This is a genomic window from Streptomyces argenteolus, from assembly GCF_042902585.1.
In the GTDB taxonomy this organism is placed as follows: Bacteria; Actinomycetota; Actinomycetes; order Streptomycetales; family Streptomycetaceae; genus Streptomyces; species Streptomyces argenteolus.
This window is the reverse complement of sequence record NZ_JBIBEG010000012.1, coordinates 95,579-119,586: the sequence shown is the minus strand read 5'-3', so window position 1 is coordinate 119,586 and position 24,008 is coordinate 95,579. Positions and strand designations below refer to the sequence as shown.

Below are 24,008 nucleotides of genomic sequence, written 5' to 3'. Positions count from 1 at the left end.
GGGTAGGCGGCGACGGGTGGGTCAGTGCTCCCCGGGCAGCAGGACCAGCTTTCCGCGCACGTGTCCGGCCTCGCTCAGTTCCTGGGCCCGGGCCGCGTCACGGAGCGCGAAGGTCCGTTCGACGGGGATCCGCAGGCCGCCGACCGCGGCCTGTTCCGCGTACTCCGCGAGCCGTCTGCCCTCGTCAGGACGGACTCCGTCCCCGGCGGAGAAGGCCACGCCGTAGTGGGCCGCGTCCGGGTCCGCGATGGTGGCGATCCGCTCCGCCGTTCCGCCGCGCAGCCGCACCGAGTCCTCCAGGGCCCCCCGGCCGGCCGCGTCGAACACCGCGTCCACCCCCTGGGGCGCGGCCTCCTTGACCCGTTCCACCAGCCCTTGCCCGTACGCCACCGGCACGGCGCCGAGCACCCGCAGATAGTCGTGGTTGGCGGGGGATGCGGTGCCGATGACGGTCGCGCCCCGGGCGGCGGCCAGCTGGACGGCGGCGGAACCCACCGCCCCGGAGGCCCCGTGCAGGAGGAGGGTCTCGCCCTCGGCGACCGCCAGCTCGTCCAGCACCCGGGCGGCGGTGGCCGTGGCCACCGGCAGGGCCGCCGCCTCAGCCCAGCCCAGTCCTTCCGGCTTCGGGGCGACGGCGCCCACGTCGGCCAGGACGTACTCCGCGTACGCACCCGTCGTGCTCCGGCCGAGGACCTCGTCGCCGACCGCGAGCTCCGTGACACCCTCGCCGGTCTCGTCGACGACACCGGCGAACTCGCTGCCCGGTGTGGCGGGCAGCGGCGTGGGGAACGCCGCCTCCATCCAGCCGTTGCGGATCTTGTAGTCGACCGGATTGACCCCGGCGGCCCTCACCGCCACCCGGATCTGGCCGGGGCCGGCGTGGACGTCGTCGACCTGGGCCCGGTGCAGGACCCCGGGACCGCCGAACTCCTCGTACACGATCGCTTCCATCGCCGCCACTCCTCCGGGCCGTCCTCGCACGTGCCCGGCGCCGGCGCCAGGCCCTCCCCCACCGATACTCGCGCCAGTCGGACGCGCCCGCCCGGCGAGCCGGGAGCTCGCGGCCGGCGGGCCCGCCGTCCCGGCGCTGCGGGGCGCCGCCGGGCTCGCGATGGGGGCTCGCGCTCCGGGACCCGCCGGGGGCTCGCCCGTCCTCGCGCTCCCGGACCCGTCGGAGGCTGCGCGGTGCTCGCGCTCCAGGGCGCTGTCAGTGCCGGGTGCGAGACTCGGCCCATGACCGAACGCTGGGCTCTGGCCGCTGCGGAGGCCGGCGGCGCACTCCTGGTGCCGCTGGCGCGCGACGGTCTGCCCGCGGGTCCCGTCCTGTCCGAGCCCGACCTCGTCGAGTCCGTCCGTTCCCGCCCCGAGGTGGTCCGCTGGGTCTGGCGCTCGACCGCGGGGATCTACCCCCGGCTGCTCGCCGCGGGCGTCCGGGTCGAGCGGTGCTACGACATCGAGTGCGCCGAACTGCTGCTGCTCGGCCACGAAGGACGGCTCGGGGAACCCCGCTCCGCCCCGGCGGCCTGGGCCCGGCTGCGCAACGCCCCCGTGCCTCCCGACCCGCCGCCCCGTTCCGCCGAGCCCGGTTGCCAGTCCTCCCTCTTCGAGCCCCGCTCCGGCACCGACCTCCCGTTCGACGCGCTGCTCGACGTCTACGCGGAGCAGCAGCGCCGCCACGACGCGGCGGAACACCCGGGCAGGATGCGGCTGCTCACGGCCGCCGAATCGGCCGGCATGCTGGTCGCCGCCGAGATGAACCGAGCGGGCCTCCCCTGGCGGGCCGATGTGCACCGCGAGGTGCTGAACGGCCTGCTCGGCGAGCGGTACGCGGGCGGCGGCGAGCCCCGCCGCCTCGCCGAGGCCGCGGACGAGGTGTCGGCGGCCTTCGGCAGACGGGTGCGCCCCGATCTGCCGGCGGACGTCGTCAAGGCGTTCGCCCAGGCCGGGATCAAGGTGAGGTCGACCCGGCGCTGGGAGTTGCAGGAGCACGACCACCCCGCGGTGGAGCCCCTCATCCGCTACAAGAAGCTGTACCGCGTCTGGACGGCCCACGGCTGGAGCTGGCTCCAGGACTGGGTGCGCGAGGGCCGCTTCCGGCCCGAGTACCAGCCGGGGGGCACGGTCAGCGGGCGGTGGACGACCAACGGCGGTGGGGCTCTGCAGATCCCCAAGGTGATACGCCAGGCGGTCGTCGCCGACGAGGGCTGGCGGCTGGTCGTGGCGGACGCCGACCAGATGGAGCCGCGTGTGCTGGCGTCGATCTCCCGCGACCGGGGACTGATGGAGGTGGCGGGGCACGACGGCGACCTCTACAAGGCCCTGTCGGACCGGGCGTTCCACGGGGACCGCGACCACGCCAAACTGGCGCTGCTCGGCGCGATCTACGGGCAGACCTCGGGCGACGGCCTGAAGAATCTGGCCGCCCTGCGGCGCAGGTTCCCGCAGGCCGTGGCCTACGTCGACGACGCCGCCAAGGCAGGCGAGGAGGGCCGTCTCGTCCGCACCTGGCTGGGCCGTACGAGCCCGCCCGCCGCCGGGGCCGAGGAGGAGGACGAGGCGGGCATCCCGCAGGAGAGCGAGGAGCCGGCCTCCGAGGGGAGCGCCTACGGCTTCACACCGGGGTACGCCTCGTCGAACGCCCGGGCGCGGGGCCGGTTCACCCGCAATTTCGTGGTCCAGGGCAGCGCGGCGGACTGGGCGCTGCTGCTCCTCGCCGCGCTGCGGCAGACGCTGGCCGCCGGGGAGATGCGGGCGGAGCTGGTGTTCTTCCAGCACGACGAGGTGATCGTGCACTGCCCGGCCGAGGAGGCGCCCGCGGTGGTGGAGGCGATCCGGGAGGCCGGGGAGCGGGCGGGACGGATCGCGTTCGGCGAGACGCCGGTGCGGTTCCCGTTCAGCACGGCGGTCGTCGAGCGCTACTCGGACGCGAAGTAGCCCGCCCGGACCACAGGGGCGGCCGTCGGGCGGGCGAGGGGAGGGCAGGAGGCGGCCGATCGCCGTGGAGCGAGGAACTCGGCCGGACGCCCGGACCGGGACGGTGCCCCGGTCCGGGCCGCCGCGGCGTGGTTACACGCGCTCCCACAGAGCGGGGACCAGAGGCGGCTCCCATCCGGTGATCGCCGAGTGTGCCTGGAGACAGCGGTAGGAGATGCCGGCGTGGACCACACGGTCCCCCGCGCGGTAGGAGGTACCCGCCGCCCACGTGCCGCCCGGCTCGGTCGGGGGGTCGGTGGGGTCGGGGCTCGGCTGCTGGGCCACGTCGAGGACGAAGTCGAAGGTGCCCTGCCGCCCCGGTCCCGCGCTGCGGACGTTCATCAGCAGCGCGGGATCGTAGAGGGCGTCGGTCGCGTTGCGCGGTTCTCCCGGGAAGTACAGCTGCGTGGTCAGCACGGGCCCGCCGGGCGCCTGCGCCTTCACGTGGATGTGACGCGTGCGTCCCGGGTACAGGCCCGCCACCACCGTGGTGAGGGTGAAGGCCCCGTCGGCGTCGGTGAACTGGTGCCCGCGGAAGGCGAACCCGCTCATGTCGTACGCCCCCGAGGCGTCCGCCTGCCAGAAGTCCAGCAGCACCCCCCGCAGGGGCCGGCACGCCCGGCCGAAGGCGTACCCGCTGACGGTGAGCGGTGTACCGGGGGTCCCGGAGGTCACCAGACTGGTGCGGAGCGGGGAGCCGGGCTTGAAGTAGGGCCCCTCCATCTGCTCCGGCGTCGGATCGTCCCCGTCGTCACAGGCCGGGGTGAGCGCCGGCGGGGTGCCGCCGGAGCGGCTGTCACGGGCCAGGGCGACGCCTCCGCCCGCCAGCAGCGGCACGGCGCCCGCCGCGACGGCCGCACGCAGCAGGTTCTTCCGGCTGAGGGGACGACCCGCCGGGGCAGGTCCGGAGGCGTTGCGCGGGGTGCCGCCGGATGCCTCGGGGGGCACGGCTGAACTCTCGGTCATGGCTGCTTCCTCGGTGGGCTCGGGTGTACGGGGCCCGGCGGACTGCGCGGGCCGGTCAGGGAGACGGTCAGAGCCGCTGCCAGAGGGCGGGCACGTTCGGCGGCTGCCAGCCCGCCTGCGCCTGATGGCCCTGGAGGCAGCGGTAGCTCGCGCCGCCGTACGTCACCACCGCGCCGGAGGCGTACACCGTGCCCGCGGCCCAGGTGCCGCCCGGCTCGGTCGGCGGGTCGGTCGGCTCGGTGGGCGGATCGGTCGGGGTGCCGGCGGTGACGAGGGTGAGGCCGTACGCCGCCAGCGCCGGATTGACCGGCTGGTAGTACGTCGTACCGCCCTGGGAGCAGTTCCCGGAACCGCCCGACGTGACGCCCTGCGCCTGGCTTCCCGAGATGAAGGAGCCACCGGAGTCACCCGGTTCGGCGCAGACGCTGGTCCGGGTCACCCCGGTGATGGTGCCCTCCGGGTAGGTGACGCTGCTGTTGTGCTGCTGGATCGTGCCGCAGTGCCATCCCGTGGTCGAACCGGAGCGGCAGACCGAGGAGCCCGCCACCGCCTGCGTGGAACCGCTGACCGTCACATCGCCGTTGCCGTATCCGTTCACCAGCGCCCGGGGCGTCCAGTTGCTGTTGGTCGCGACCCAGGCGTAGTCACGGCCGGGGAAGGTGGAGGCCTGGAAGGACCCCTGGGCCTGCTGGCCGGCGCCTGTCGTCGTGACACCCGGGGTTCCGCAGTGGCCGGCGGTGACGAAGCCGTTCTGGGTACCGCGCTTGACGGGAAAGCCGATGGAACAACGGCCCGTGCCGTTCATGTAGTACGCGTCGCCGCCGCGCAGATCCGCGTAGGCGCGGGGCTGTTCGGCCGAGCGGTCGACGCGCACGAGGTCCCGGGACACACCGGCGGCGGTCAGGAGGGCGTCCGCCGCGGCGGCGCGGGCGGCGTTCACGACGACGCGGTTGGCACGGACGTCGACGTACCAGGAGGGCACGTCCTTCGGTGCCTTCCCCGACGCCACCTCGTCCAGGGCGGCCTTGGCCGCTTCGAGGTGTTCCAGGCTGTGGTCCACCACTTCGGCGCGGGCGCCCGCGGCCGTGATCCGGGGGACGTCGGCACGGTCGGTGGTGGCGACGGTGAGCACGGCCGCGTCGCCGCTCACCCTGGCTCCGGCGAAGTCCGCGCCCAGCGACTTCTCCAGCACCGCGGCCAGGGCAGCGGCCCGGTACTCGCCGGCTATCCGGGTCCGGGCCTCTCCGGCGTCGAGGCCGAGGTCGCGGCGCATGGCCTCGATCAGCCCCGGTGAGAGTCCGTCGGCGGCAGCCGCCGGGGCGCCGCCCGTCTGGCCGGCCGAGGCGACACCGGTCAGACCGGCGAGGCCGAGTGCGCCCACCGTCACGACGGCGGCACCTGCGGCGAGAACGCGTCTGCGCACCATGCTTGTCTCCACGTCACTCTCCATTGCTTGGGGGGAAGTCGAGCTGTGCGTACTCGCCGGAGCGAGTTCGGCGGGGAGGGGGAACAGCCGAGAACGTAGCCGCGCTCACCCCGGCCGCAGGAGATCCCGTCCGCCCCCTACCACCGCGTTATGGGGCCGCGGCCCACGGCCGGGACATCCGCTTCCGCCAGGTCGAAAGCCGTAGCCGGAGCGCCCCGACCCGTTGTCCGCCCGGCCGCGTCAGGCGGCTATAGGCTCCGGCCATGGCGACGCACGAGCACGAGATCACCGAGCCTGTCGACCTCTGCCTGCCCGACGGCACGCTGAACCCCGCTGCGGTCGGCTGGTCCCGGACACCGCTGCACCGGGCGAACCTCCGCGGGTGGGGACGGACCAAGCGGTGGGAGTACTGGTGCGTGACCACACCCACGCACCTGGTGGCACTGACCGTGAGCGATCTCGACTTCCTGGCCCTGAACTCGGTCTACGCCCTCGTGTACGGGCCCGGCGAGCGCGAGTTCGAGTGCTCCTCGCTGGTTCCGGCCGCCCGCGGAGTCCGTCTCCCGGACACCGTCGCCGGGGCGCCGGGCTCCGAGGACGTGGTGGTCGGGCCGGCCCGGCCGACGGGCGGCAAGGTCCGGGTGGAGATCCGGGACGAGAACGCCGGCACGAGGCTGCGGGCCCGCTGCCTGACCCCCGAGCGTCTGCCGCTGGAGGTCGACATCCTGGTGGCCCGGCCGGAGCGCCACGAGTCGCTCTCCGTGGTGGTGCCCTGGAGCGGTCAGCGCTTCCAGTACACCTCCAAACACACCGCGCTCCCGGCGACCGGACGGCTGCGGATCGGCCGCGAGATCCTGACGTTCGGCGGGGAGAAGAAGGACGCCTGGGCCGTCCTGGACCATGGCAGGGGACGCTGGCCTCGCACGGTCGACTGGAACTGGGGTGCCGCCTCCGGGCGTACGGACGGGCACACGGTCGGCCTTCAGTTCGGCGGTCGCTGGACCGAGGGAACCGGGTCCACGGAGAACGCCCTCTGCGTCGACGGGCGGCTCACCAAGATCGGGGAGGAACTGGACTGGCAGTGGTCCACCTCCGACCCGATGGCCCCCTGGACCATCCGCGCCCCCTCGTCCGGCCAGGTGGATCTGACGTTCACGCCCTTCCACAACCGGTCCGTGCACACCGACGCCGGGCTGATCGCCAACCGCACCGACCAGTGCTTCGGCCACTACACCGGCCGGGTCCGCACGGACGACGGCACCGAGATCGCCGTGGACCGGCTGCTGGGATGGGCCGAGGACGTCCACATGCGCTGGTGACTCCCCCACGGCCACGGGCACGGGTAGGTTGCCCTCCATGCACATAGGCCCACTTCTGGGCTCGGGCCGCACCGCCGACGTGTACGCACTCGACGGCTCCTGGGTCCTGCGCCGCCATCGCGACGGCATCGACAGCACGGGCGAACTGGCTGTCATGTCCTACCTGTCGGCCTCGGGCTTCCCGGTCCCGCGCCTCGGCCCTCCGGCCGAGGCGGCACGGCCCACGGACCTCGTGCTCCAGCGGCTGACCGGACCGACCCTGGCGGACGCGCTGCTGGCGGGGACGGTCTCCGGCCCCGAGGCCGCGGACCTGCTGGCGCGTCTGCTGAGGGAGCTGCACGCGATACCCTCGCGGCTCTCCCAGGACCCCGAGGACCGCATCCTGCACCTGGACCTGCACCCGGGAAACGTGATCCTGGCCCAGGAGGGTGCCGTGGTGATCGACTGGCTGACGGCCTCCGAGGGACCGCCCGCGCTGGACCGGGCGATGAGCGCGCTGATCCTGGCCCAGCCGGCACTCGACCCCGCGTCCGCCGCCGGTGCCCCCGCCCGGGAGCTGCTGGCGGCACTGCTCTCCCGGTTCGCCGACGACGGCGGCGTACCCGCCGTGTCCCTGGCCCGCGCCACCGCGCTGCGCGCGGCGGACCCCCGGCTCACGGTGGGGGAGACCGCAGGGCTGGAGGAGGCGGCCGGGCTGGTCGCGTCGCTCGCGGGCTGACCACGGCGTCCGGCCCGCCGCGTACGGATCACTTCCGCAGGTAGGCCAGCACAGCCAGCACCCGGCGGTTCGTCGCGTCCGTCAGGGAGAGGTCGAGCTTGGTGAGGATCGAGCCGAAGTGCTTGCTCACCGTGCCCTCGCTGACCGTCAGCACCTCGGCGACGGAGGCGTTGGACCGTCCCTCCGCCATCAGCGCCAGCACCTCCCGCTCACGGGCGGTCAGCCGGGACAGCGGATCCCGACGGTGCCTCAGCAGCTGACGCACCACCTCCGGGTCGACGACCGTGCCGCCCTCGGCGACCCGCTGGAGCGCGTCGACGAACTCCTCGACCTTGCCCACGCGTTCCTTCAGCAGATAGCCCACCCCCGTCCCGTCGCAGGAGTCGAGCAACTCCTCCGCGTACGCACGCTGGACGTACTGGCTGAGCACCAGGACCGGGAGCCCGGGCCGGACTTCACGCAGGGCCACGGCGGCCCGCAGCCCCTCGTCGGAGAAGCCCGGTGGCATGCGTACGTCCGTCACCACGATGTCCGGGCCGTGTTCGGCCACGGCGGCGGTGAGCTCCTCGGCGGTGCCGGCGCCGGCCACCACCCGGTGGCCGAACCTCTCCAGCAGACCGACGAGGCCCTCCCGCAGGAGCACGCTGTCCTCGGCCAGCACGATGCGCAGCATCCGACTCTCATTCGGCCAGGTGGGCGGGGACCCGTGGTACGTCGAGCCGGAACACGGTCGGTCCCCCGGGCGGGCTGGACAGTAGCAGCCGCCCGTCGAGGACGGAGAGCCGGTCGGCGACGCCCTGGAGACCGGTGCCCCCGGACGTCACCGCGCCGCCGTCACCGTCGTCCCGTACCTCGACGGTCAGCCGTTCCCCGTCGGTGGTGCCGGTCACCCACGCCCGGCTCGCCCCGCTGTGCTTGGCCACGTTGGCGAGCGCCTCGCAGACGGCGAAGTAGACGGCGGTCTCCACAGGCTGTGGAAAGCGTTCCGCCACGTCGATGTCCACCTCCACGGGCACGGCCGAGCGGTCGGCCACGTCCTCGACCGCCGCGGCCAGGCCCCGGTCCGTGAGGACCTGGGGATGGATGCCCCTGATCAGCTCCCTGATCTCGACCAGCGCCTCCCCCGCCTCCTCGTGCGCCTTGGCCAGCAGGCCGCCCAGCGGCTCGGCCGGATTCTCCAGTCTGGCCAGCCCGAGCGTCATCGACAGCGCGACGAGCCGCTGCTGCGCCCCGTCGTGCAGGTCGCGTTCGATCCTGCGGCGCTCGGCCTCGAAGGCGTCCACCAACCGCATCCGGGAGCGGCCCAGCTCCTCGATGCGGGAGGCGAGTCCGTCCCCGTGCACGGAGAGCAGCGCCCTGGTCAGCGACGCCCGCGCCACCGCCGCCCACCCGAGCGGGTAGGCGAGGAGCGGCAGCAGCACCAAGCCGAGCAGCGCGACGGCGAACGCCTGCGGATACGAATCGGCCAGCCCGAGCTTCAGCACCCGCACCTCATCGCCTCCGGTCACCGCGGCCATGACCAGGGGCGTCGACACCAGCCCTCCGCAGACGGCGAACACCCCACCGGCCAGCAGCCCTTCGAGCGGCCACAGCACCCCGGCGAAGAGCAGCGCGTAGCCGAACTCCCGCCAGGTGGCCCGCTCCCGGAGCCGGGTGCGCAGCCACGCCGTCAGTCCCGGGCGTTCCGGGGCCCGGTGCGGGTCGCCGAGGGGCACCGGATCGACCAGCCGCAGCCTGTGCCGCTCCACGGCGGCCACCGGCACACCGATCAGCGCGAGCATCAACAGGAGGGGCAGCCCGACGAGTACGAGAGCGAGGGCCCCGCCCGCCGCCGCCAGCAGCAGGACGGTCAGCAGCAGGGCCAGCCCGGCCGGGACGCTGCTCAGCAGGTACAGCGCCGCGCGCCACGGCCAGCCGCCGAGCGGGTAACGGCGGTGCACGAGGGCCTGCCGCAGGGTGGGGGAACTCATGGGCCGCACGGTAGACAGCCCGGGCCGGGCTGCACCACCCGGCGAGCGGGGGTGCGGGGGTGGAGCTGGCTCCACCCTCAGGACTCCCCCTCGCTGCGATGTGGCCACCGGACGCCGCCGGTTGAGTGGTCCACATGAACCAGCCACCCACAGCGGTCCGTCTCGACGCCGTCACCAGGTCCTTCGGCAAGGCCGCCGACGCGGTCACCGCCTTGGCCGGCGTCAGCCTCACCATCCCCCAGGGATCCTTCACCGCGATCATGGGGCCGTCCGGCTCGGGGAAGTCCACCCTCCTCCAGTGCACGGCCGGGCTCGACCGGCCCACCTCAGGCCGGGTGTTCCTCGGCACCACGGACCTGACAGGGCTGAGCGAGCGGAGACTGACGCTGCTGCGCCGGGAGCGGATCGGCTTCGTCTTCCAGGCCTTCAACCTGCTGCCCGCGCTCACCGCCGAGCAGAACGTGGCCCTTCCCCTCCGCCTCGCGGGCCGCAGACCCCGGCGGGCGGAGGTGCGCCAGGTCCTGGAGCGGGTCGGCCTCGGGTCCCGGGCCGGACACCGGCCCGCCGAGCTCTCGGGCGGCCAGCAGCAACGCGTGGCCCTGGCACGCGCGCTGGTCACCCGCCCCGACGTGCTCTTCGGCGACGAGCCGACCGGAGCGCTCGACTCCCGTACGGGAGGGGAGGTCCTGGAGCTGCTGCGGTCGATGGCCGACAACGGCCAGACGGTCATCATGGTCACCCACGATCCGGTGGCGGCCTCCTACGCGGACCGTGTCGTGTTCCTGGCGGACGGATCGATACGGGACGAGCTGCTCGATCCGGCGGCCGAGCAGATCGCCGCGCGCATGACGTCCCTGGCGGTGGTCCCGTGCTGAGCTCCGCCCTTCGCTCGATGCGGACCCGCTGGGTCACCTTCGTCGGCTCGTTCGTCGCGCTCGCCCTGGGCGTGGGGCTGATCGCCATGACGGGCCTGGCACTGGCGGCCACCTTCGACGCCCCGCGGCGCGCCCCGGAACGCTTCGCCGCGGCCCCCGTGGTGGTGGCGCCCTCGGACACCCTGCGGGTCGCCACCCCCGGCGGGGAGCGCACGGCGAAACTCGCCGTCCCACGCCCGGTTCCGGCGAGCCTGGTCACCGGACTCGCTGGTCTGGGGCGTGCGGCCGAGGACCGCACGTTCCCCGTGGACCTCGCGGGCGATGCGGCCGTCGGGCACCCCTGGTCCATCGCCGCCGCCACCCCGTACCGCCTCGTCGCAGGCCGGGCCCCGGGCGCGGAGGGCGAGGTGGCCGTGACGGCCTCGGCCGGCAGGGGGCCGCGCCCCGGCGACCGGGTCCGGGTCACGGCTCCCGGCATCCCGGCGGGCACCGGGGTCCGCACGGTCGTCGGCGTCGTGGCGGACGCCGGCTTCGAGAAGGCGGTGTTCTTCGGCGACGCGGAGGCCGCCCGCATCCACCCGGCCGTGGACGCGGTGGCCGTGCACGCCGACGCGGACACCGTCCGGACGCTGGCCGCACGGGTCCCGGGCATGAGGGTCCTCACCGGCGACGACCGGCGACGGGCCGACCCCGATCCCGACCGGGACTCCGAGGCCCTGACCGCCGTCAACGCGATGCTGGGCACGGCGGCCGGAATCACCGGTTTCGTATCGGTCTTCGTCGTCGCCTCGACGTTCTCCTTCGCGGTGGCGCAGCGCAGAAGGGAGTTCGGGCTGCTCCGCACCGCGGGCGCGACCCCGGGTCAGGTGCGGCGCGCGGTCGTCGCGGAGGCGCTCGTGATCGGCGTGGTGGCCTCGGCCGCCGGGTGTCTGCTGGGGAAGGCCGGCGCCCCCCTGCTGGCCGGCCGGCTCGTCGACGAGGGCTTCGCCCCGGCGTGGTTCGCCGTGGGCGACGCGACATGGCCCCTGCACACCGCCTTCTGGACCGGACTGTGCGTGGCGCTCGCCGGGGTGGCGGTCGCCTCCCGCCGGGCGGGCAGGGTCCGGCCGGTGGAGGCGCTCCGCGAAGCGGCCGTGGACGAGGGCGGTGTGCCGACGAGCCGCGTGCTGACGGGGACGGCCGTCCTGCTGACCGGCCTGGCCCTGCTGGGCTGGTCCCTGCTGACCGACCCCGGGGACGTGCTCAAGCGGAAGACGTACATCCTGCAGCCGATGTGGATCACCGTCGGTTTCGCACTGCTCGCCCCCCTGCTCGTGCGCCCGCTGACGCGCCTGCTCACCTGGCTGCCCGCCCGGCTTCCGGGTGCCACGGGGATGCTGGCCCGGCAGAACGCGTCCGCCGCCGTCCGGCGCACCGCCGCGGTCGCCGCTCCGGTCCTGATCACCGTGGCACTGGCGGGCTCGCTGCCGGGCACGGTGGCGACGCTCGCCGAGGCCAAGGCCACCGAGGCGCGGGCGGTCTTCTCTCGCGCCGACTACGTGGCGGGCGGGGACGGACCGCTCGACCCGCGCTTCGTCCAGCGCGTACGGAACATTCCCGGCACCGTCACCAGCGCCTCCCGCTCGACCGGGGTCGCCGTCCTGGAGGAGGGCACCGCGCTCGTCTCGTCGGAGGCGAGAGCGGCCGACCCGGCCGCACTCGCCGCGACGGCCCGTCTGCCCCTCGTCGCCGGGAGTCTCTCCGACCTGGACGACGACTCCATCGTGGTGAACGAGGAATGGGCGACCCGGACGGTGGGGCGCAGCGTCGACGTGTGGCTGGGCGACGGCAGCAAGGCCTCGCTCCGGATCGCGGCGGTGATGCGGACGGGCACCGGAAGCAACGGCGTGTACGTGACCCCGGCCAACGCGGCGGGTGCCGCCGTCGACCGTGTCGACGTCACCCTCAAGGACGGCGCGGACGCCACCGCCGTACGCGCCCTCCTGGAGGCGGCCGGTCGGGACACGGGCACCCGCGTCCTGACCCGGGACGCGTGGGTGGCGGCGCACCACTCGTCCACCGGCGGCACCACCCGGGCCGGCATGCTGCTCATCCTGGGCATCGCCCTGCTCTACACGGGAATCGCCCTGGCGAACACCCTGGTCATGGCCACATCGGACCGGGTCCGCGACCTGGCGGTGCTCCGCCTCGCCGGCGCGACGCACGCGCAGGTGCTCCGGCTGGTGGGCGTCGAGGCGCTGATGGTGGTGGCGGTGGGAGCGGTCCTGGGCGCGGCGGTGGCCGGGCTGAACCTGCTGGGGGTGAAGGGCGCGCTGGAGCTGCTCTCGGTGAGTTCCCCGGTGGTCGTCCCCTGGACGGCCCTGGGCGTGGTCCTGACCGCCTGCGCCGTCCTGGCCGCGGTCTCCGCCGTACTGCCCGCGCTCGCGGCGCTGTGGACGAGACCGGTAGAGACGGCGGGCGCCCGGGAGTGAGGCCAGGGCCGAGGGACGGGGCCGGGTGGACTCCTGGGCCCGGGTCCGGACCGCACCCGGCTCCGGCTCCGGCTCCGGCTCCGGCTCCGGCTCCGGCTCCGGCTCCGGCTCCGGGAGGATCATGCCTCGGCCGTGCGCCCGCAGGTTTCGTGGGCAGGGCCGTAGGTCTGGGGCCTCAGTGGGCCGGCCCGGTCGCGACGGGCAGGTCCGAGGGGCGGCCCCACTCGCTCCACGACCCGTCGTAGACGGCCACCTCCTGGTATCCCGCGCACTCGGCCGCGAGAGCCAGGACGCACGCCGTGACCCCCGATCCGCAGCTGACGACCAGTCGCTCCCGGCTGCCGGCCAGGGCACGGAAGGCGGAGCGAAGCTCGCGCCGGGCCAGCATGCGGCCGTCGCGCTGGACCGCGTCGAACGGGAGGTTCAGCGCACCCGGCATATGGCCACCCCGCAACCCCGGCCGAGGCTCGGCGGCGATGCCGGCGAACCGGTCGCGGGACCTCGCGTCGACGACGGCGGAGCAAGGGTCGGCCAGCGCCTCCACGAGAGCGTCGCTGCCCACCAGCATCCCCGGCCGGGGACGCGCGGTGAAGTCACCGGCCGGACAGGGGCCCCCGGCCGCACGGCCCTCCACCGGGAGCCCGGCGGCCTCCCAGGCGGGCAGGCCCCCGTCGAGCACCACGACCCGGTCGAAGCCCATCGCGCGCAGCATCCACCAGGCACGGGCGCTGGAGTAGATCCCGGCGGCGTCGTACACGACCACGGTGTCCGTGTCGTTCACACCCTGGGCGCGCATCTCCGCCTCGAAGCACGCCGCCTGAGGCATCGTGTGCGGCAGCGGTGAGGCACCGTCGGACATGGCCCCGTCGATGTCGAACCGACGCGCCCCCGGAATGCGCCGCCCCACCGCGCGGTGCGCTCCCACGGAGGCATCGAGCACCACGATCCCAGGCGCCCCGAGCACGGACGCGAGCCGCTCCACGTCGACCAGCGGGTGGGGCGGACCACCCACCGCGTCGCCGGTGCCCGGTCCCTCGGTGTTCACCCAGACATCCTCACAGCGCCCCCACCGCCGAACCGGGGGTGATGCGCTCCTTCGCCGTATCCCTCTCCAGGACAAGCAAAAGCCCCAGGTCACGGCGAGTGAGTCCTGAGGCTTCCACAGAGCCGCCTTCGGGATTCGAACCCGAGACCTACGCATTACGAGTGCGTTGCTCTGGCCAACTGAGCTAAGGCGGCGCGCTCTGGCACACCATGGTGCGGCAGCAGCGACGCCAAGTCTACACAGTTTCCGGGGGTGCTCCGTACCGCCCGCCGTCGTCGGCGTATCCGCAGGTCAGCTGCACTTCTTGCCGTCCTTGGGCGGGGTGCCCTCCAGCAGGTAGGTGTTGATCGCCGTGTCGATGCAGTCGCTGCCCCGGCCGTAGGCGGTGTGTCCGTCCCCCTCGTAGGTGAGCAGGGTGCCGGAGGAGAGCTGGTCCGCGAGGGCCTCGGCCCACATGTACGGGGTGGCCGGGTCGCGGGTGGTTCCGACCACGACGATCGGGGCGGCGCCCTCCGCCTCGGTGCGGCGCGGGGTGCCGGTGGCCTCGACGGGCCAGGAACCGCAGTTCAGGGCGGCCCAGGCGAAACCCCTGCCGAAGACCGGTGAGGCCTTCTCGAAGTCGGGGAGCGCCTTCTCCACCGCTGCGGGACCGGCGAAGGCAGGGGCGAGGTCGAGGCAGTTCACGGCGGCATTGGCGAACATCAGGTTGGCGTACGTACCGCTGGGGTCGCGCTCGTAGTAGCTGTCGGCAAGCGCGAGGAGGCCGGAGCCCTCACCACGCTGTGCGCCGGAGATGGCCTCGCGGAGCTGGGGCCAGGCGGCCTCGTCGTACATGGCGGCGATCACGCCCGTCGTCGCCAGGGACTCGGTCAGCTGCCGGGTCTCGCCGGTCTTCGCCGGTTCGGAGTCCAGATCGGTGAACAGCTTCTTCAGGGCCGTCGACGCGTCGGAGGTGTTCGTGGTGCCGAGAGGGCAGTCGTCCTGCTTCACGCAGTCGGCGGCGAAGGACTGGAACGCCGCCTCGAAGCCGGCGGTCTGGTCACGGTTGACGTCGATCGCGGGGAGCGAGGGGTCCATGGCCCCGTCGAGGACCAGACGGCCCACCCGGGCCGGGAAGAGGTCGGCGTACGTCGCGCCGAGGAACGTGCCGTAGGACGCACCTACGTAGTGCAGCTTCTCGTCACCGAGGAGGGCCCGCAGGATGTCCATGTCACGCGCCGTCTCGACCGTGGACACGTGCGGAAGGATCGTGCCGGAGCGCTTCTCGCAGCCGTTCGCGAAGGCGTCGAAGGCGTCGTTCAGCGCGGTGACCTCGCCCTGGTCGTCGGGGGTCTGGTCCACCTGCGTGTAGGCGTCCATCTCCTTGCCGGTCAGGCACGTGACCGGTTCGCTGCGGGCCACCCCGCGCGGATCGACGGCGACCATGTCGTAACGGGCGCGGACGGGGGCCGGGTAGCCGATGGCCGCGTACCCCTGGAGGTAGCCGATGGCCGAGGCGCCGGGGCCTCCCGGGTTCACCAGGAGCGAGCCGATCCGCTTCCCCGGGCCCGTGGCCTTCTTGCGGGAGACGGCCAGCTTCACGTCCCCGTCGCCCGGCTTCGCGTAGTCCAGCGGGGCCTTCATCGTGGTGCACTGGAAGCCCTCCACCCCGCAGTCCCGCCAGCGCAACTCCTGGCCGTAGTACGGTTCCAGCTCCTCGGCGACGGCCGAACCCGTCGCCGACGCGCTGGGGGCCGAACTGCCGCTGCTGCAGCCGGAGACGAGAAGGCCGGCAGTGCCGAGCGCGGTGGCGAACGTACGGAGCAGGCGCCTGGTGTCCATCCCCGGAGCGTAGCCCCCGGGTGACGAGTCGGCCGATTCCCTCCCCGTACGGGTGAATTCGCTCGCTCCAGCGGCTCAGGGACCTCCTCGTGACGGGGCCAGGACGCCGCTGAGCCGGGCCGCGTCCGCGTCGGAGGCTCCCGCGCACCCTGACGGGGGTCAGCCGGCCCGCAGCGACATCGTCATGGCCTCCACGGCGAGCAGGGGGGCGACATTGCGGTCGAGGGCCCGTCTGCACGCGATCACGGCCTCGATCCTTCGCAGGGTCCGCTCGGGGGTGGACGACTCGGCGACCCGGTCGAGGGCGTCCCGTACGTCGGTGTTGGCGAGGGCGATCCGGGAGCCGAGCTGCAGGGCCAGCACATCGCGGTAGAAGCCGGTGAGCTCACTGAGTGCCAGATCGAGGCTGTCGCGCTGGGTACGTGTCCTGCGGCGCTTCTGCCTGTCCTCCAGCTCCTTCATCGCACCGGCCGTACCGCGCGGCATCCGGCCACCGGCCACTCCCCCCAGCGCCGCCTTCAGGTCCTCCGTCTCCTTGACGTCGACCTCCTCGGCGAGCTGCCTGGCGTCGTCCGTGGCCGTGTCGATCAGCTCCTGCGCCGCCTTGAGGCAGCCGCCGACGTCGTGGACCCGCAGAGGGAGTTTGAGTACGGCGGCGCGGCGGGCCCGTGCCCGCTCGTCCGTGGCGAGACGGCGCGCACGGCCGATGTGCCCCTGGGTCGCACGGGCGGCGGAGGCGGCCCGCTCGGGGTCGATGCCGTCGCGTCTGATCAGGACGTCCGCCACGGCGTCCACGGGCGGCGTGCGCAGCGTGAGATGGCGGCAGCGGGAGCGGATCGTGGGCAGCACGTCCTCCAGGGAGGGGGCGCAGAGCAGCCACACCGTGCGGGGCGCGGGCTCCTCCACCGCCTTCAGAAGGACGTTGCCCGCGCCCTCCGTGAGGCGGTCGGCGTCCTCCATGACGATGACCTGCCAGCGGCCCACCGCCGGTGAGAGCTGGGCACGACGGACCAGCTCACGCGTCTCCTTCACCCCGATGGAGAGCAGATCCGTGCGGATCACCTCGACATCGGCGTGCGTCCCGATCAGCGCCGTGTGGCAGCCGTCGCAGAACCCGCAGCCGGGCGCCCCTCCCAGAGCCCGGTCGGGGCTGGTGCACTGGAGCGCGGCGGCGAAGGCCCGGGCGGCGGTGGACCGGCCGGAGCCCGGCGGCCCCGTGAACAGCCAGGCGTGGGTCATCTTCGAGCCGGGGGGCACCGCCTCACCCGCGGAATTGGCGGTGACCAGCGCATCGGCGTCCCGGGCGGCGGCACCGAGCTGCTCCTGCACCCGGTCCTGTCCGACCAGGTCGTCCCATACGGTCATGGTCACCGCCCTTCCGGAGGCGTCGTGCGGAAAAGCCGGAATCCCCAGCGCTTCCCTATTGTGCGGGAAGGGTCTGACAATCCCGGCGTTCCGTTCCCGCTCCGGCGCCCGCGGGCAGCAGGGCGCTCGTCAGCCGACCGCCCGACCGTCGGTCAGCGGCGCGGCCGGCGGCCGCCGCGGCCGGAGCCGCCCTGGTCGTCGTCCTGTCCGCCGAGCAGTTCGTCGGCCAGCGAAGGGAGATCGTCGAGCGGTGTCTCCTCCGCCCAGTCGGAACGCGGCCGCTTCCTTTCCTGAGAGCTCCGTCCGGCCCGCAGGTCGTCGCTGACCTGAGGCAGCTCGCGGGTGCGCTCGTTCTCACCCTCGGGGCGGGAGGCACCACGCTCGTCGCGGAAGACGCCGGGCGGCACCCGGTCGGCCGGGGCCTCGTCCCGCACGGGCGGCAGCACGGCCGTCTCGTCCGCGTCGCGCACGGCCGGCATCACCGTCGTCTCCTCCGCGTCGTGTGCCGGCCGGCCGGGGCGGGCGATCGGGACGGGCTGGGTGATCTCGTTCGGGTTCACGACGGGGGTCGGGACGGTGAGCTCGTTGTCCGGCGCGGACGGCCCGGACCGGCCGGAGTGACCCGACCCGGACGGCCCCGACTCCGGGTGCCCGGTCTCCCGGGAACGCTTCGCAGCCTCGGCGGCCTCGGCCTCCTCCGCCCGTGCGGCGGCCTCTGCCTCGGCGCGACGACGTGCCTCCTCGGCCCGTACGAGCGCCTCCTCCGCCTTGCGCTGCTTCTCCAGGCGGAGTTCCTCCGCCTCCTTGCGCAGCCGCGCCTCCTCCTGCGCCTGGAGCCTCAGCCGCTCCTGCTCGGCCTCGCGCACCCGCTCCTCGGCCTCGATGCGCGCCCGCTCCTCCTCGGCACGGCGGCGCGCCTCCTCGGCGCGCCGACGGGCCTCCTCGGCCTGGCGCTCGGCCTCGCGCCGGCGTGCCTCTTCCTCCTCGCGGCGCCTGCGCTCCTCCTCCTCGGCACGGAGCTTGGCGAGCTGAGCCTCCCGCTCACGCTCCAGCCGCTCCTCCTCGGCCTTGCGCGCGGCCTCTTCCTCGGCCTTGCGCCTGGCCTCCTCCTCGGCGGCCCTGCGCGCCTCCTCCACGGCCTGGATCTCGGCCTCGGAGAGCGGCAGGAGCTGGTCGAGGCGGTGGCGTACGACCGTGGTGATCGCCTCGGGCTCCTGGCCGGCGTCCACGACCAGGTAACACGCCGGGTCGGCGGCGGCCAGGGTCAGGAAGCCGGAGCGCACCCGGGTGTGGAATTCGGCCGGCTCGGACTCCAGGCGGTCGGGCGCCTCGGTGAAGCGTTCCCGCGCCGTCTCCGGGTCGACGTCCAGGAGAACCGTCAGGTGCGGGACCAGCCCGCTCGTCGCCCAGCGCGAGATACGGGCGATCTCGGTCGGGGCGAGGTCACGGCCCGCGCCCTGGTAGGCGACGGACGAGTCGATGTAGCGGTCCGAGATGACGATCGCGCCGCGCTCCAGCGCCGGGCGGACGACCGAGTCGACGTGCTCGGCACGGTCCGCGGCGTACAACAGCGCCTCCGCGCGGTTGGACAGTCCTGCCGACGACACGTCGAGCAGGATCGAGCGCAGCCGCTTGCCGACGGGGGTGGCGCCCGGTTCGCGGGTGACGACGACCTCGTGGCCCTTGGCCCGGATCCAGTCGGCGAGGGCTTCGACCTGGGTGGACTTGCCGGCTCCGTCGCCCCCCTCGAGGACGAGGAAGAAGCCGTTCTCCGTGTGCGCCTCGGCGGGGTCCCCACCGCGCAGCGCCTCGCGCAGGTCGCGGCGCAGGGGAACTCCGGCGCGGTCGTCGGTCTTGGCGAGGACGATCACCGCGACGGGCAGCAGCAGGGCGCCGACCAGCATCAGGGTGAAGGCGGCGCCGCCGTGCGCGAAGACGAAGTCACCGGAACCCAGACGGTGCCGGCCGATGGCTGCCGCGACGAGCGGACCGCCCACCGCGCCGAGCGCGACCAGCACCCGGACGACGGCCTGGAGGTGCTCGGTGGCCCTGGCCTGCCGGGTCACCTCGGTCTCCTGGTCGATGACCGCGTGCCCGATGTGGGCGGCGACCCCCGCCGCGTAACCGGCGATCAGCGCGATCAGCAGCCCGGTGGCCGTGTCCGGCACCAGGCCGAGCGCGAGGAGCGCCACCCCCGTGACCGCGATGGCCAGCGCGAGCAGCCGCCGCCGTGACAGGGCGGGCAGCACCCCGCGCGCCGTGCGGATACCGAGTGCGGTGCCCCCGGTCAGGACCAGGATCAGCAGAGCGAAGGTGGCGGCCCCGCCACCGAGGTCGGCGGCGTGCAGCACCGAGACGCCGGCGGCGGCGGCGATGGCCCCGGCGACCACGGCGCAGGCGGCGACGACCAGCGGGAGGCTGCCGGTGCGGCCCTTGTCGGGCCCCGTTCCGGTGGACGGCCGGCGCAGGCCCTCCAGGGGAGAGCGCGGGCGGGGCGTCCGGGTGTCCGGCAGCTGGAGGAAGTACAGGGTCGAGATCGAGGCGGAGAAGAGGCCCGCCGCGACGTACGAACCGAGGGCGGCCTGGTGGGCGGAGAACCAGTCGAAGCCCGTGCCGAGCAGTTCGCCGATTAGTGCGGCGACCACCAGGACGGCCGCGGCGGCGGGTACCGCCAGGAAGTTCGTCCGCAGGGAGAGCCTGCGCAGGGCGTCCAGGTGGTCGGGCAAGGGACGCACGGCAGCGCCCTCGGGGGGCGGCGCGGGCAGCAGGGCGGGGGCGGCGCTCTCCTTGGCCACCGTCCACAACCGCTCGCCGGCTCCTGCCACGAAGACGGTGATCAGGATCATCATGAGTGCCTTGTCCGGCATCCAGTCGATCCACAGGGGGGCGACGACCAGCAGGGCGAGCCGCAGCCCGTCCGTCCCGATCATCAGCCAGCGGCGGTCCAGCGGACCGCCGGGCGCCGTGAGCGCCGTCAGCGGCCCCAGGAGTACGGCTCCGAAGAGCAGGGTGGAAAGAATCCGGGCACCGAACACGGCGGCGACGGCGAAGGCCGCCCCGCGGTATCCGGCCCCGAAGGAGCCCTCAAGGACCGCCGCCTGCAGCGACAACAGCACCAGCACGAGAAGGGCGAGTGAATCGCCGATACTCCCGACGAGCTGTGCGCTCCACAACCGCCGGAGCGGGGGAATGCGCAACAGGGCTCGTACGGCGCGCTCGCGTGAGTCTGCGGCAAGTGTGTCGGAGGTGGGGCTCACGACCGGTGGCTGCTCGGCTCGCGTCATCCGCCCAGCCTATCGGGAGCGGCACGGTACCCGGGGGCCGCGTCCGAACATATGCCCAGGGGGACCCGGGGCACCCGTACGAGAACACCGGAGGAGCCGGGTCGTCCCAGCTCCTCCGGTGTTCCGGAGAGACGCCGTACGCGTACGGCGTCCTCCGGACGTCAGCTCTCGTCGGCCGAGGCCACCACCGTCTTCGAGGTGGCCGCCTTCTTGGTGGCCGCCTTCTTCGCGGTGGTCGTCTTCTTGGCCGCCGTCTTGGTGGCGGTCGCCTTCTGGGCGGTCGTCGTCTTCTTCGCGGCGGTCGCCTTCTTCGCGGTCGCCTTCTTGGCCGGGGCCTTCTTCGCCGTCTTCTTCTTGGCCGGCCCCTTGGCCCGCTTCTCGGCGAGCAGCTCGTAGCCACGCTCCGGGGTGATCTCCTCGACGCTGTCGTCGGTCCGCAGCGTCGCGTTCGTCTCGCCGTCCGTGACGTAGGCACCGAAGCGGCCGTCCTTCACGACCACCGGCGCACCGCTCACCGGGTCCGTGCCCAGCTCCTTCAGCGGCGGCTTGGCGGCGGCCCGCCCCCGCTGCTTCGGCTGCGCGTAGATCGCGAGGGCCTCTTCGAGGGTGATGTCGAAGAGCTGGTCCTCGGAGGTCAGCGAACGGGAGTCCGTGCCCTTCTTCAGGTACGGGCCGTAGCGGCCGTTCTGCGCGGTGATCTCGACACCGTCGGCGTCCTCGCCGACCACGCGCGGCAGCGACATCAGCTTGAGCGCGTCGGCCAGCGTCACCGTGTCGAGCGACATCGTCTTGAAGAGCGAGGCGGTCCGCGGCTTCACCGCGTTCTTGCCGGTCTTCGGCGTGCCCTCGGGCAGCACCTCGGTGACGTACGGACCGTAACGCCCCTTCTTGGCGACGATCTGGTTGCCGGAGACGGGATCGGCACCCAGCTCGAAGTCACCGCTGGGGCTGGCGAGCAGTTCCTCCGCGTACTCGACGGAGAGCTCGTCCGGTGCCAGGTCGTCGGGGATGTCGGCCCGCTGGTGGCCCTCGCTGTCCTTCTCTCCCCGCTCGATGTACGGGCCGTAACGGCCGACCCGGAGCTTGATGCCGTTGCCGACGGGGAAGGACGAGATCTCCCGGGCGTCGATGGCGCCCAGGTCGGTCACGAGCTCCTTCAGCCCGCCGAGGTGGTCCCCGTCGCCGTTGCCCGCGTCGGAGGCCGCACCGGCCCCGGCCGTGTCGTCGCCCGCGCCGAAGTAGAAGCGCTTCAGCCACGGCACGGACTGCGCCTCGCCCCGGGCGATGCGGTCGAGGTCGTCCTCCATGCGTGCCGTGAAGTCGTAGTCGACCAGCCGGCCGAAGTGCTTCTCCAGCAGGTTGACCACGGCGAACGAGAGGAACGACGGCACCAGGGCCGTTCCCTTCTTGAACACGTAGCCGCGGTCCAGGATGGTCCCGATGATCGAGGCGTAGGTCGACGGGCGGCCGATCTCGCGCTCTTCGAGCTCCTTGACCAGGGAGGCCTCGGTGTAGCGGGCCGGCGGCTTGGTCGCGTGGCCGTCCGCGGTGATCTCCTCGGCGGAGAGCGCGTCGCCCTCGGCGACCTGCGGCAGCCGGCGCTCACGGTCGTCCAGCTCGGCGTTCGGGTCGTCCGCGCCCTCGACGTACGCCTTCATGAAGCCGTGGAAGGTGATCGTCTTGCCGGACGCGGAGAACTCGGCGTCACGGCCGTCGCTCGAACGGCCACCGATCTTCACGGTGACGGAGTTACCCGTGGCGTCCTTCATCTGGGAGGCGACGGTCCGCTTCCAGATCAGCTCGTACAGCCGGAACTGGTCGCCGGTGAGCCCGGTCTCCGCCGGGGTGCGGAAGCGGTCGCCGGAGGGGCGGATCGCCTCGTGCGCCTCCTGCGCGTTCTTGACCTTGCCCGCGTAGGTGCGGGGCTTATCGGGCAGGTAGTTCGCCCCGTACAGCTGCGTGACCTGCGCCCGGGCCGCGGAGACCGCGGTGTCCGAGAGGGTCGTGGAGTCCGTACGCATGTAGGTGATGAAGCCGTTCTCGTACAGCTTCTGCGCCACCTGCATCGTGGCCTTGGCCCCGAAGCCCAGCTTGCGGCTCGCCTCCTGCTGGAGGGTCGTCGTGCGGAAGGGCGCGTACGGCGAGCGGCGGTAGGGCTTCGACTCCACCGAGCGGACCGCGAACGCGGACTCGGCGAGCGCGGCGGCCAGGCTCCGGGCGTTCGCCTCGTCCAGGTGCAGCGTCTGGGCGGACCCGGCCTTGAGCTGTCCGTCGGGGCCGAAGTCGCGGCCCTGGGCGATACGGCGCCCGTCGACCGCGCTGAGGCGGGCGGTGAGCGTGGAGGGGTCGGTGGCGTCACCGGTGCGGCCGGTGCCGAAGGTGCCGGTCAGGTCCCAGTAGCCGGCGGAGCGGAAGGCGATGCGCTCGCGCTCCCGCTCGACGACCAGGCGGGTGGCGACGGACTGGACACGGCCGGCGGACAGCCGCGGCATGACCTTCTTCCACAGGACCGGCGAGACCTCGTAGCCGTAGAGGCGGTCGAGGATCCGGCGGGTCTCCTGGGCGTCGACCATGCGCTGGTTCAGCTCGCGCGGGTTGGCGACGGCAGCCCTGATCGCGTCCTTGGTGATCTCGTGGAAGACCATCCGGTGGACGGGGACCTTGGGCCTGAGGACTTCCTGCAGGTGCCACGCGATGGCTTCGCCCTCGCGGTCCTCATCGGTGGCGAGGAAGAGTTCGTCGGATTCGGCGAGGAGCTGCTTGAGCTTCCTGACCTGGGCTTTCTTGTCGGCGTTGACGACGTAGATCGGCTGGAAGTCGTTTTCGACGTCCACGCCGAGGCGGCGGACCTCACCGGTGTACTCGTCCGGCACCTCGGCGGCGCCGTTCGGCAGGTCGCGGATGTGCCCGACGCTCGCCTCGACGACGTATCCGGGGCCGAGGTAGCCCTTGATCGTCTTCGCCTTGGCAGGCGACTCGACAATGACGAGTCGGCGGCCTGCGGTCTCGCTGGTCGGGGACAACTTCGCTCTTCTCTCCGGTCGGCACTCGTGGGCATCCGGGCAGCGGTAGGCGCTGCTCGCGGTGCTGTCGCTGCGGAGTGTGACGGTACAACCCGCCCCCGTGTCAAACGGCAAAAGCCCGCAACGGCCACTCGAACGGTAACCCGACTTCCGCCATTCCTGCCGCCCGGACTGCCCGGTCCGCTCCTGGCGAAGCCGTCGCCTGCGGGTTTCACGGTGCTGTCGGGGAACCCGGCGACCGGATGCCCGGCGGCCTTCCGGCCCCCGCGGAGAAGTGGATCAGATGCGGAAGAAGCACCACACGCCGAGGACGAGGAAGAGTACGCCGAAGAGCGTGGCGAGAGCGGTGGAAGCGACGGGGCTCACGCCGAGGGCCACCGGCGCACGCTGGACGGTGCGCGCCCCCGTCCAGACGAGGAGGGCGGCGCCGAACAGGCCGAATGCCGTCCCGGCGAAGACCGCGGTGACGCTCTCCATGTCCGTACCCCTCGTGTTCTGGCCATCGGCTGCTGCCCGCGGCGCTCAGAGCACCGGGAGGCCGGCGCCGCCTCGGCCGCGCGGCCTGAGAGCCGCTCGGCACAGGGGAGGCTGCCACGCCGGTGCGTCGCCGGTACGAACCCCGGGTGAACAGCGCCCAGCTCACCGGGGAACGTCCCTGAGCGGAACCCGTGCATCACGCCGGTGGATGCCTCGCGTCGGCAGGAAGGCACTGGTCATCAGGGGGTTGAGCCCCGGAATCCGCTGCTCCTGTG

The 24,008-nt window shown here is 73.5% G+C and carries 16 protein-coding genes and 1 tRNA gene; 5 read left to right on the top strand and 12 right to left on the bottom strand.

What is annotated here, in order from left to right:
• Positions 1-21: 21 nt before the first annotated feature.
• Positions 22-951 carry an NADP-dependent oxidoreductase gene (locus ACFY8O_RS31170; RefSeq protein ID WP_387908350.1) on the bottom strand — a complete coding sequence of 310 codons (930 nt, stop codon included), beginning with the start codon at positions 949-951 and terminating at the stop codon, positions 22-24.
• Positions 952-1,233: 282 nt separating this feature from the next.
• On the opposite strand from ACFY8O_RS31170, the gene ACFY8O_RS31165 reads away from it, so the two are divergent.
• Positions 1,234-2,934 (top strand): bifunctional 3'-5' exonuclease/DNA polymerase, encoded by a 1,701-nt coding sequence (locus tag ACFY8O_RS31165; protein ID WP_387908347.1) that lies wholly within the window; start codon positions 1,234-1,236, stop codon positions 2,932-2,934.
• 132 nt (positions 2,935-3,066) lie between these two features.
• On the opposite strand, the gene ACFY8O_RS31160 is transcribed toward ACFY8O_RS31165, so the two are convergent.
• The gene (locus tag ACFY8O_RS31160) at positions 3,067-3,939 is read right to left on the bottom strand and encodes a dioxygenase family protein (RefSeq protein ID WP_387908344.1); all 873 of its coding nucleotides are present in this window, start codon (positions 3,937-3,939) and stop codon (positions 3,067-3,069) included.
• A 67-nt stretch (positions 3,940-4,006) separates the two neighbouring features.
• Complete coding sequence (locus ACFY8O_RS31155) at positions 4,007-5,365, bottom strand: alpha-lytic protease prodomain-containing protein (RefSeq protein WP_387908341.1); 1,359 nt, start codon at positions 5,363-5,365, stop codon at positions 4,007-4,009.
• A gap of 263 nt (positions 5,366-5,628) precedes the next feature.
• On the opposite strand from ACFY8O_RS31155, the gene ACFY8O_RS31150 reads away from it, so the two are divergent.
• Together ACFY8O_RS31150 and ACFY8O_RS31145 are read left to right on the top strand one after the other, a co-directional pair.
• Positions 5,629-6,684 carry a DUF2804 domain-containing protein gene (locus tag ACFY8O_RS31150; protein WP_387908338.1) on the top strand — a complete coding sequence of 352 codons (1,056 nt, stop codon included), beginning with the start codon at positions 5,629-5,631 and terminating at the stop codon, positions 6,682-6,684.
• A gap of 37 nt (positions 6,685-6,721) precedes the next feature.
• A complete protein-coding gene (locus tag ACFY8O_RS31145) occupies positions 6,722-7,402 on the top strand; it encodes a phosphotransferase (protein ID WP_387908335.1) in 681 nt (226 codons plus the stop codon).
• Positions 7,403-7,430: 28 nt separating this feature from the next.
• On the opposite strand, the gene ACFY8O_RS31140 is transcribed toward ACFY8O_RS31145, so the two are convergent.
• Together ACFY8O_RS31140 and ACFY8O_RS31135 are read right to left on the bottom strand one after the other, a co-directional pair.
• Positions 7,431-8,075 (bottom strand): response regulator transcription factor, encoded by a 645-nt coding sequence (locus ACFY8O_RS31140; RefSeq protein WP_387908332.1) that lies wholly within the window; start codon positions 8,073-8,075, stop codon positions 7,431-7,433.
• Between the two features lie 7 nt (positions 8,076-8,082).
• The gene (locus ACFY8O_RS31135) at positions 8,083-9,372 is read right to left on the bottom strand and encodes a sensor histidine kinase (RefSeq protein ID WP_387908329.1); all 1,290 of its coding nucleotides are present in this window, start codon (positions 9,370-9,372) and stop codon (positions 8,083-8,085) included.
• Positions 9,373-9,506: 134 nt separating this feature from the next.
• Between ACFY8O_RS31135 and ACFY8O_RS31130 the strand changes: the two genes are divergently transcribed.
• Together ACFY8O_RS31130 and ACFY8O_RS31125 are read left to right on the top strand one after the other, a co-directional pair.
• The gene (locus ACFY8O_RS31130) at positions 9,507-10,247 is read left to right on the top strand and encodes an ABC transporter ATP-binding protein (RefSeq protein ID WP_387908326.1); all 741 of its coding nucleotides are present in this window, start codon (positions 9,507-9,509) and stop codon (positions 10,245-10,247) included.
• Complete coding sequence (locus ACFY8O_RS31125) at positions 10,241-12,718, top strand: FtsX-like permease family protein (protein ID WP_387908323.1); 2,478 nt, start codon at positions 10,241-10,243, stop codon at positions 12,716-12,718. The genes ACFY8O_RS31130 and ACFY8O_RS31125 overlap by 7 nt, the downstream gene beginning before the upstream one ends.
• A gap of 175 nt (positions 12,719-12,893) precedes the next feature.
• Here the strand turns inward: ACFY8O_RS31125 and ACFY8O_RS31120 are convergent, their stop codons facing one another.
• The 7 genes from ACFY8O_RS31120 to ACFY8O_RS31090 form a co-directional block, all read right to left on the bottom strand.
• Entirely contained in the window at positions 12,894-13,763 is an 870-nt protein-coding gene (locus tag ACFY8O_RS31120; RefSeq protein ID WP_387908321.1) for a sulfurtransferase, read from the bottom strand.
• Between the two features lie 120 nt (positions 13,764-13,883).
• A tRNA-Thr gene (locus tag ACFY8O_RS31115) sits at positions 13,884-13,957 on the bottom strand.
• Positions 13,958-14,054: 97 nt separating this feature from the next.
• Complete coding sequence (locus ACFY8O_RS31110) at positions 14,055-15,584, bottom strand: alpha/beta hydrolase (protein WP_387908319.1); 1,530 nt, start codon at positions 15,582-15,584, stop codon at positions 14,055-14,057.
• A gap of 159 nt (positions 15,585-15,743) precedes the next feature.
• Positions 15,744-16,949 (bottom strand): DNA polymerase III subunit delta', encoded by a 1,206-nt coding sequence (locus tag ACFY8O_RS31105; protein ID WP_145809502.1) that lies wholly within the window; start codon positions 16,947-16,949, stop codon positions 15,744-15,746.
• Between the two features lie 152 nt (positions 16,950-17,101).
• On the bottom strand, positions 17,102-20,233 hold the full coding sequence (tmk, locus tag ACFY8O_RS31100) for a dTMP kinase (RefSeq protein WP_387908315.1): 3,132 nt from the start codon (positions 20,231-20,233) through the stop codon (positions 17,102-17,104).
• A 161-nt stretch (positions 20,234-20,394) separates the two neighbouring features.
• Positions 20,395-23,256: a type I DNA topoisomerase gene (gene topA / locus ACFY8O_RS31095; RefSeq protein ID WP_387908312.1), complete on the bottom strand. Its 2,862-nt coding sequence runs from the start codon at positions 23,254-23,256 to the stop codon at positions 20,395-20,397.
• A 279-nt stretch (positions 23,257-23,535) separates the two neighbouring features.
• The gene (locus ACFY8O_RS31090) at positions 23,536-23,733 is read right to left on the bottom strand and encodes a hypothetical protein (protein WP_145809499.1); all 198 of its coding nucleotides are present in this window, start codon (positions 23,731-23,733) and stop codon (positions 23,536-23,538) included.
• Between the last annotated feature and the right edge of the window lie 275 nt (positions 23,734-24,008).

Bases quoted from the DNA above. Each gene is read 5' to 3' on its own strand.
- ACFY8O_RS31170 (WP_387908350.1), bottom strand. From the start codon at position 951: ATGGAAGCGATCGTGTACGAGGAGTTCGGCGGTCCCGGGGTCCTGCAC.
- ACFY8O_RS31165 (WP_387908347.1), top strand. From the start codon at position 1,234: ATGACCGAACGCTGGGCTCTGGCCGCTGCGGAGGCCGGCGGCGCACTC.
- ACFY8O_RS31160 (WP_387908344.1), bottom strand. From the start codon at position 3,939: ATGACCGAGAGTTCAGCCGTGCCCCCCGAGGCATCCGGCGGCACCCCG.
- ACFY8O_RS31155 (WP_387908341.1), bottom strand. From the start codon at position 5,365: ATGGTGCGCAGACGCGTTCTCGCCGCAGGTGCCGCCGTCGTGACGGTG.
- ACFY8O_RS31150 (WP_387908338.1), top strand. From the start codon at position 5,629: ATGGCGACGCACGAGCACGAGATCACCGAGCCTGTCGACCTCTGCCTG.
- ACFY8O_RS31145 (WP_387908335.1), top strand. From the start codon at position 6,722: ATGCACATAGGCCCACTTCTGGGCTCGGGCCGCACCGCCGACGTGTAC.
- ACFY8O_RS31140 (WP_387908332.1), bottom strand. From the start codon at position 8,075: ATGCTGCGCATCGTGCTGGCCGAGGACAGCGTGCTCCTGCGGGAGGGC.
- ACFY8O_RS31135 (WP_387908329.1), bottom strand. From the start codon at position 9,372: ATGAGTTCCCCCACCCTGCGGCAGGCCCTCGTGCACCGCCGTTACCCG.
- ACFY8O_RS31130 (WP_387908326.1), top strand. From the start codon at position 9,507: ATGAACCAGCCACCCACAGCGGTCCGTCTCGACGCCGTCACCAGGTCC.
- ACFY8O_RS31110 (WP_387908319.1), bottom strand. From the start codon at position 15,584: ATGGACACCAGGCGCCTGCTCCGTACGTTCGCCACCGCGCTCGGCACT.
- ACFY8O_RS31105 (WP_145809502.1), bottom strand. From the start codon at position 16,949: ATGACCGTATGGGACGACCTGGTCGGACAGGACCGGGTGCAGGAGCAG.
- tmk (WP_387908315.1), bottom strand. From the start codon at position 20,233: ATGACGCGAGCCGAGCAGCCACCGGTCGTGAGCCCCACCTCCGACACA.
- ACFY8O_RS31090 (WP_145809499.1), bottom strand. From the start codon at position 23,733: ATGGAGAGCGTCACCGCGGTCTTCGCCGGGACGGCATTCGGCCTGTTC.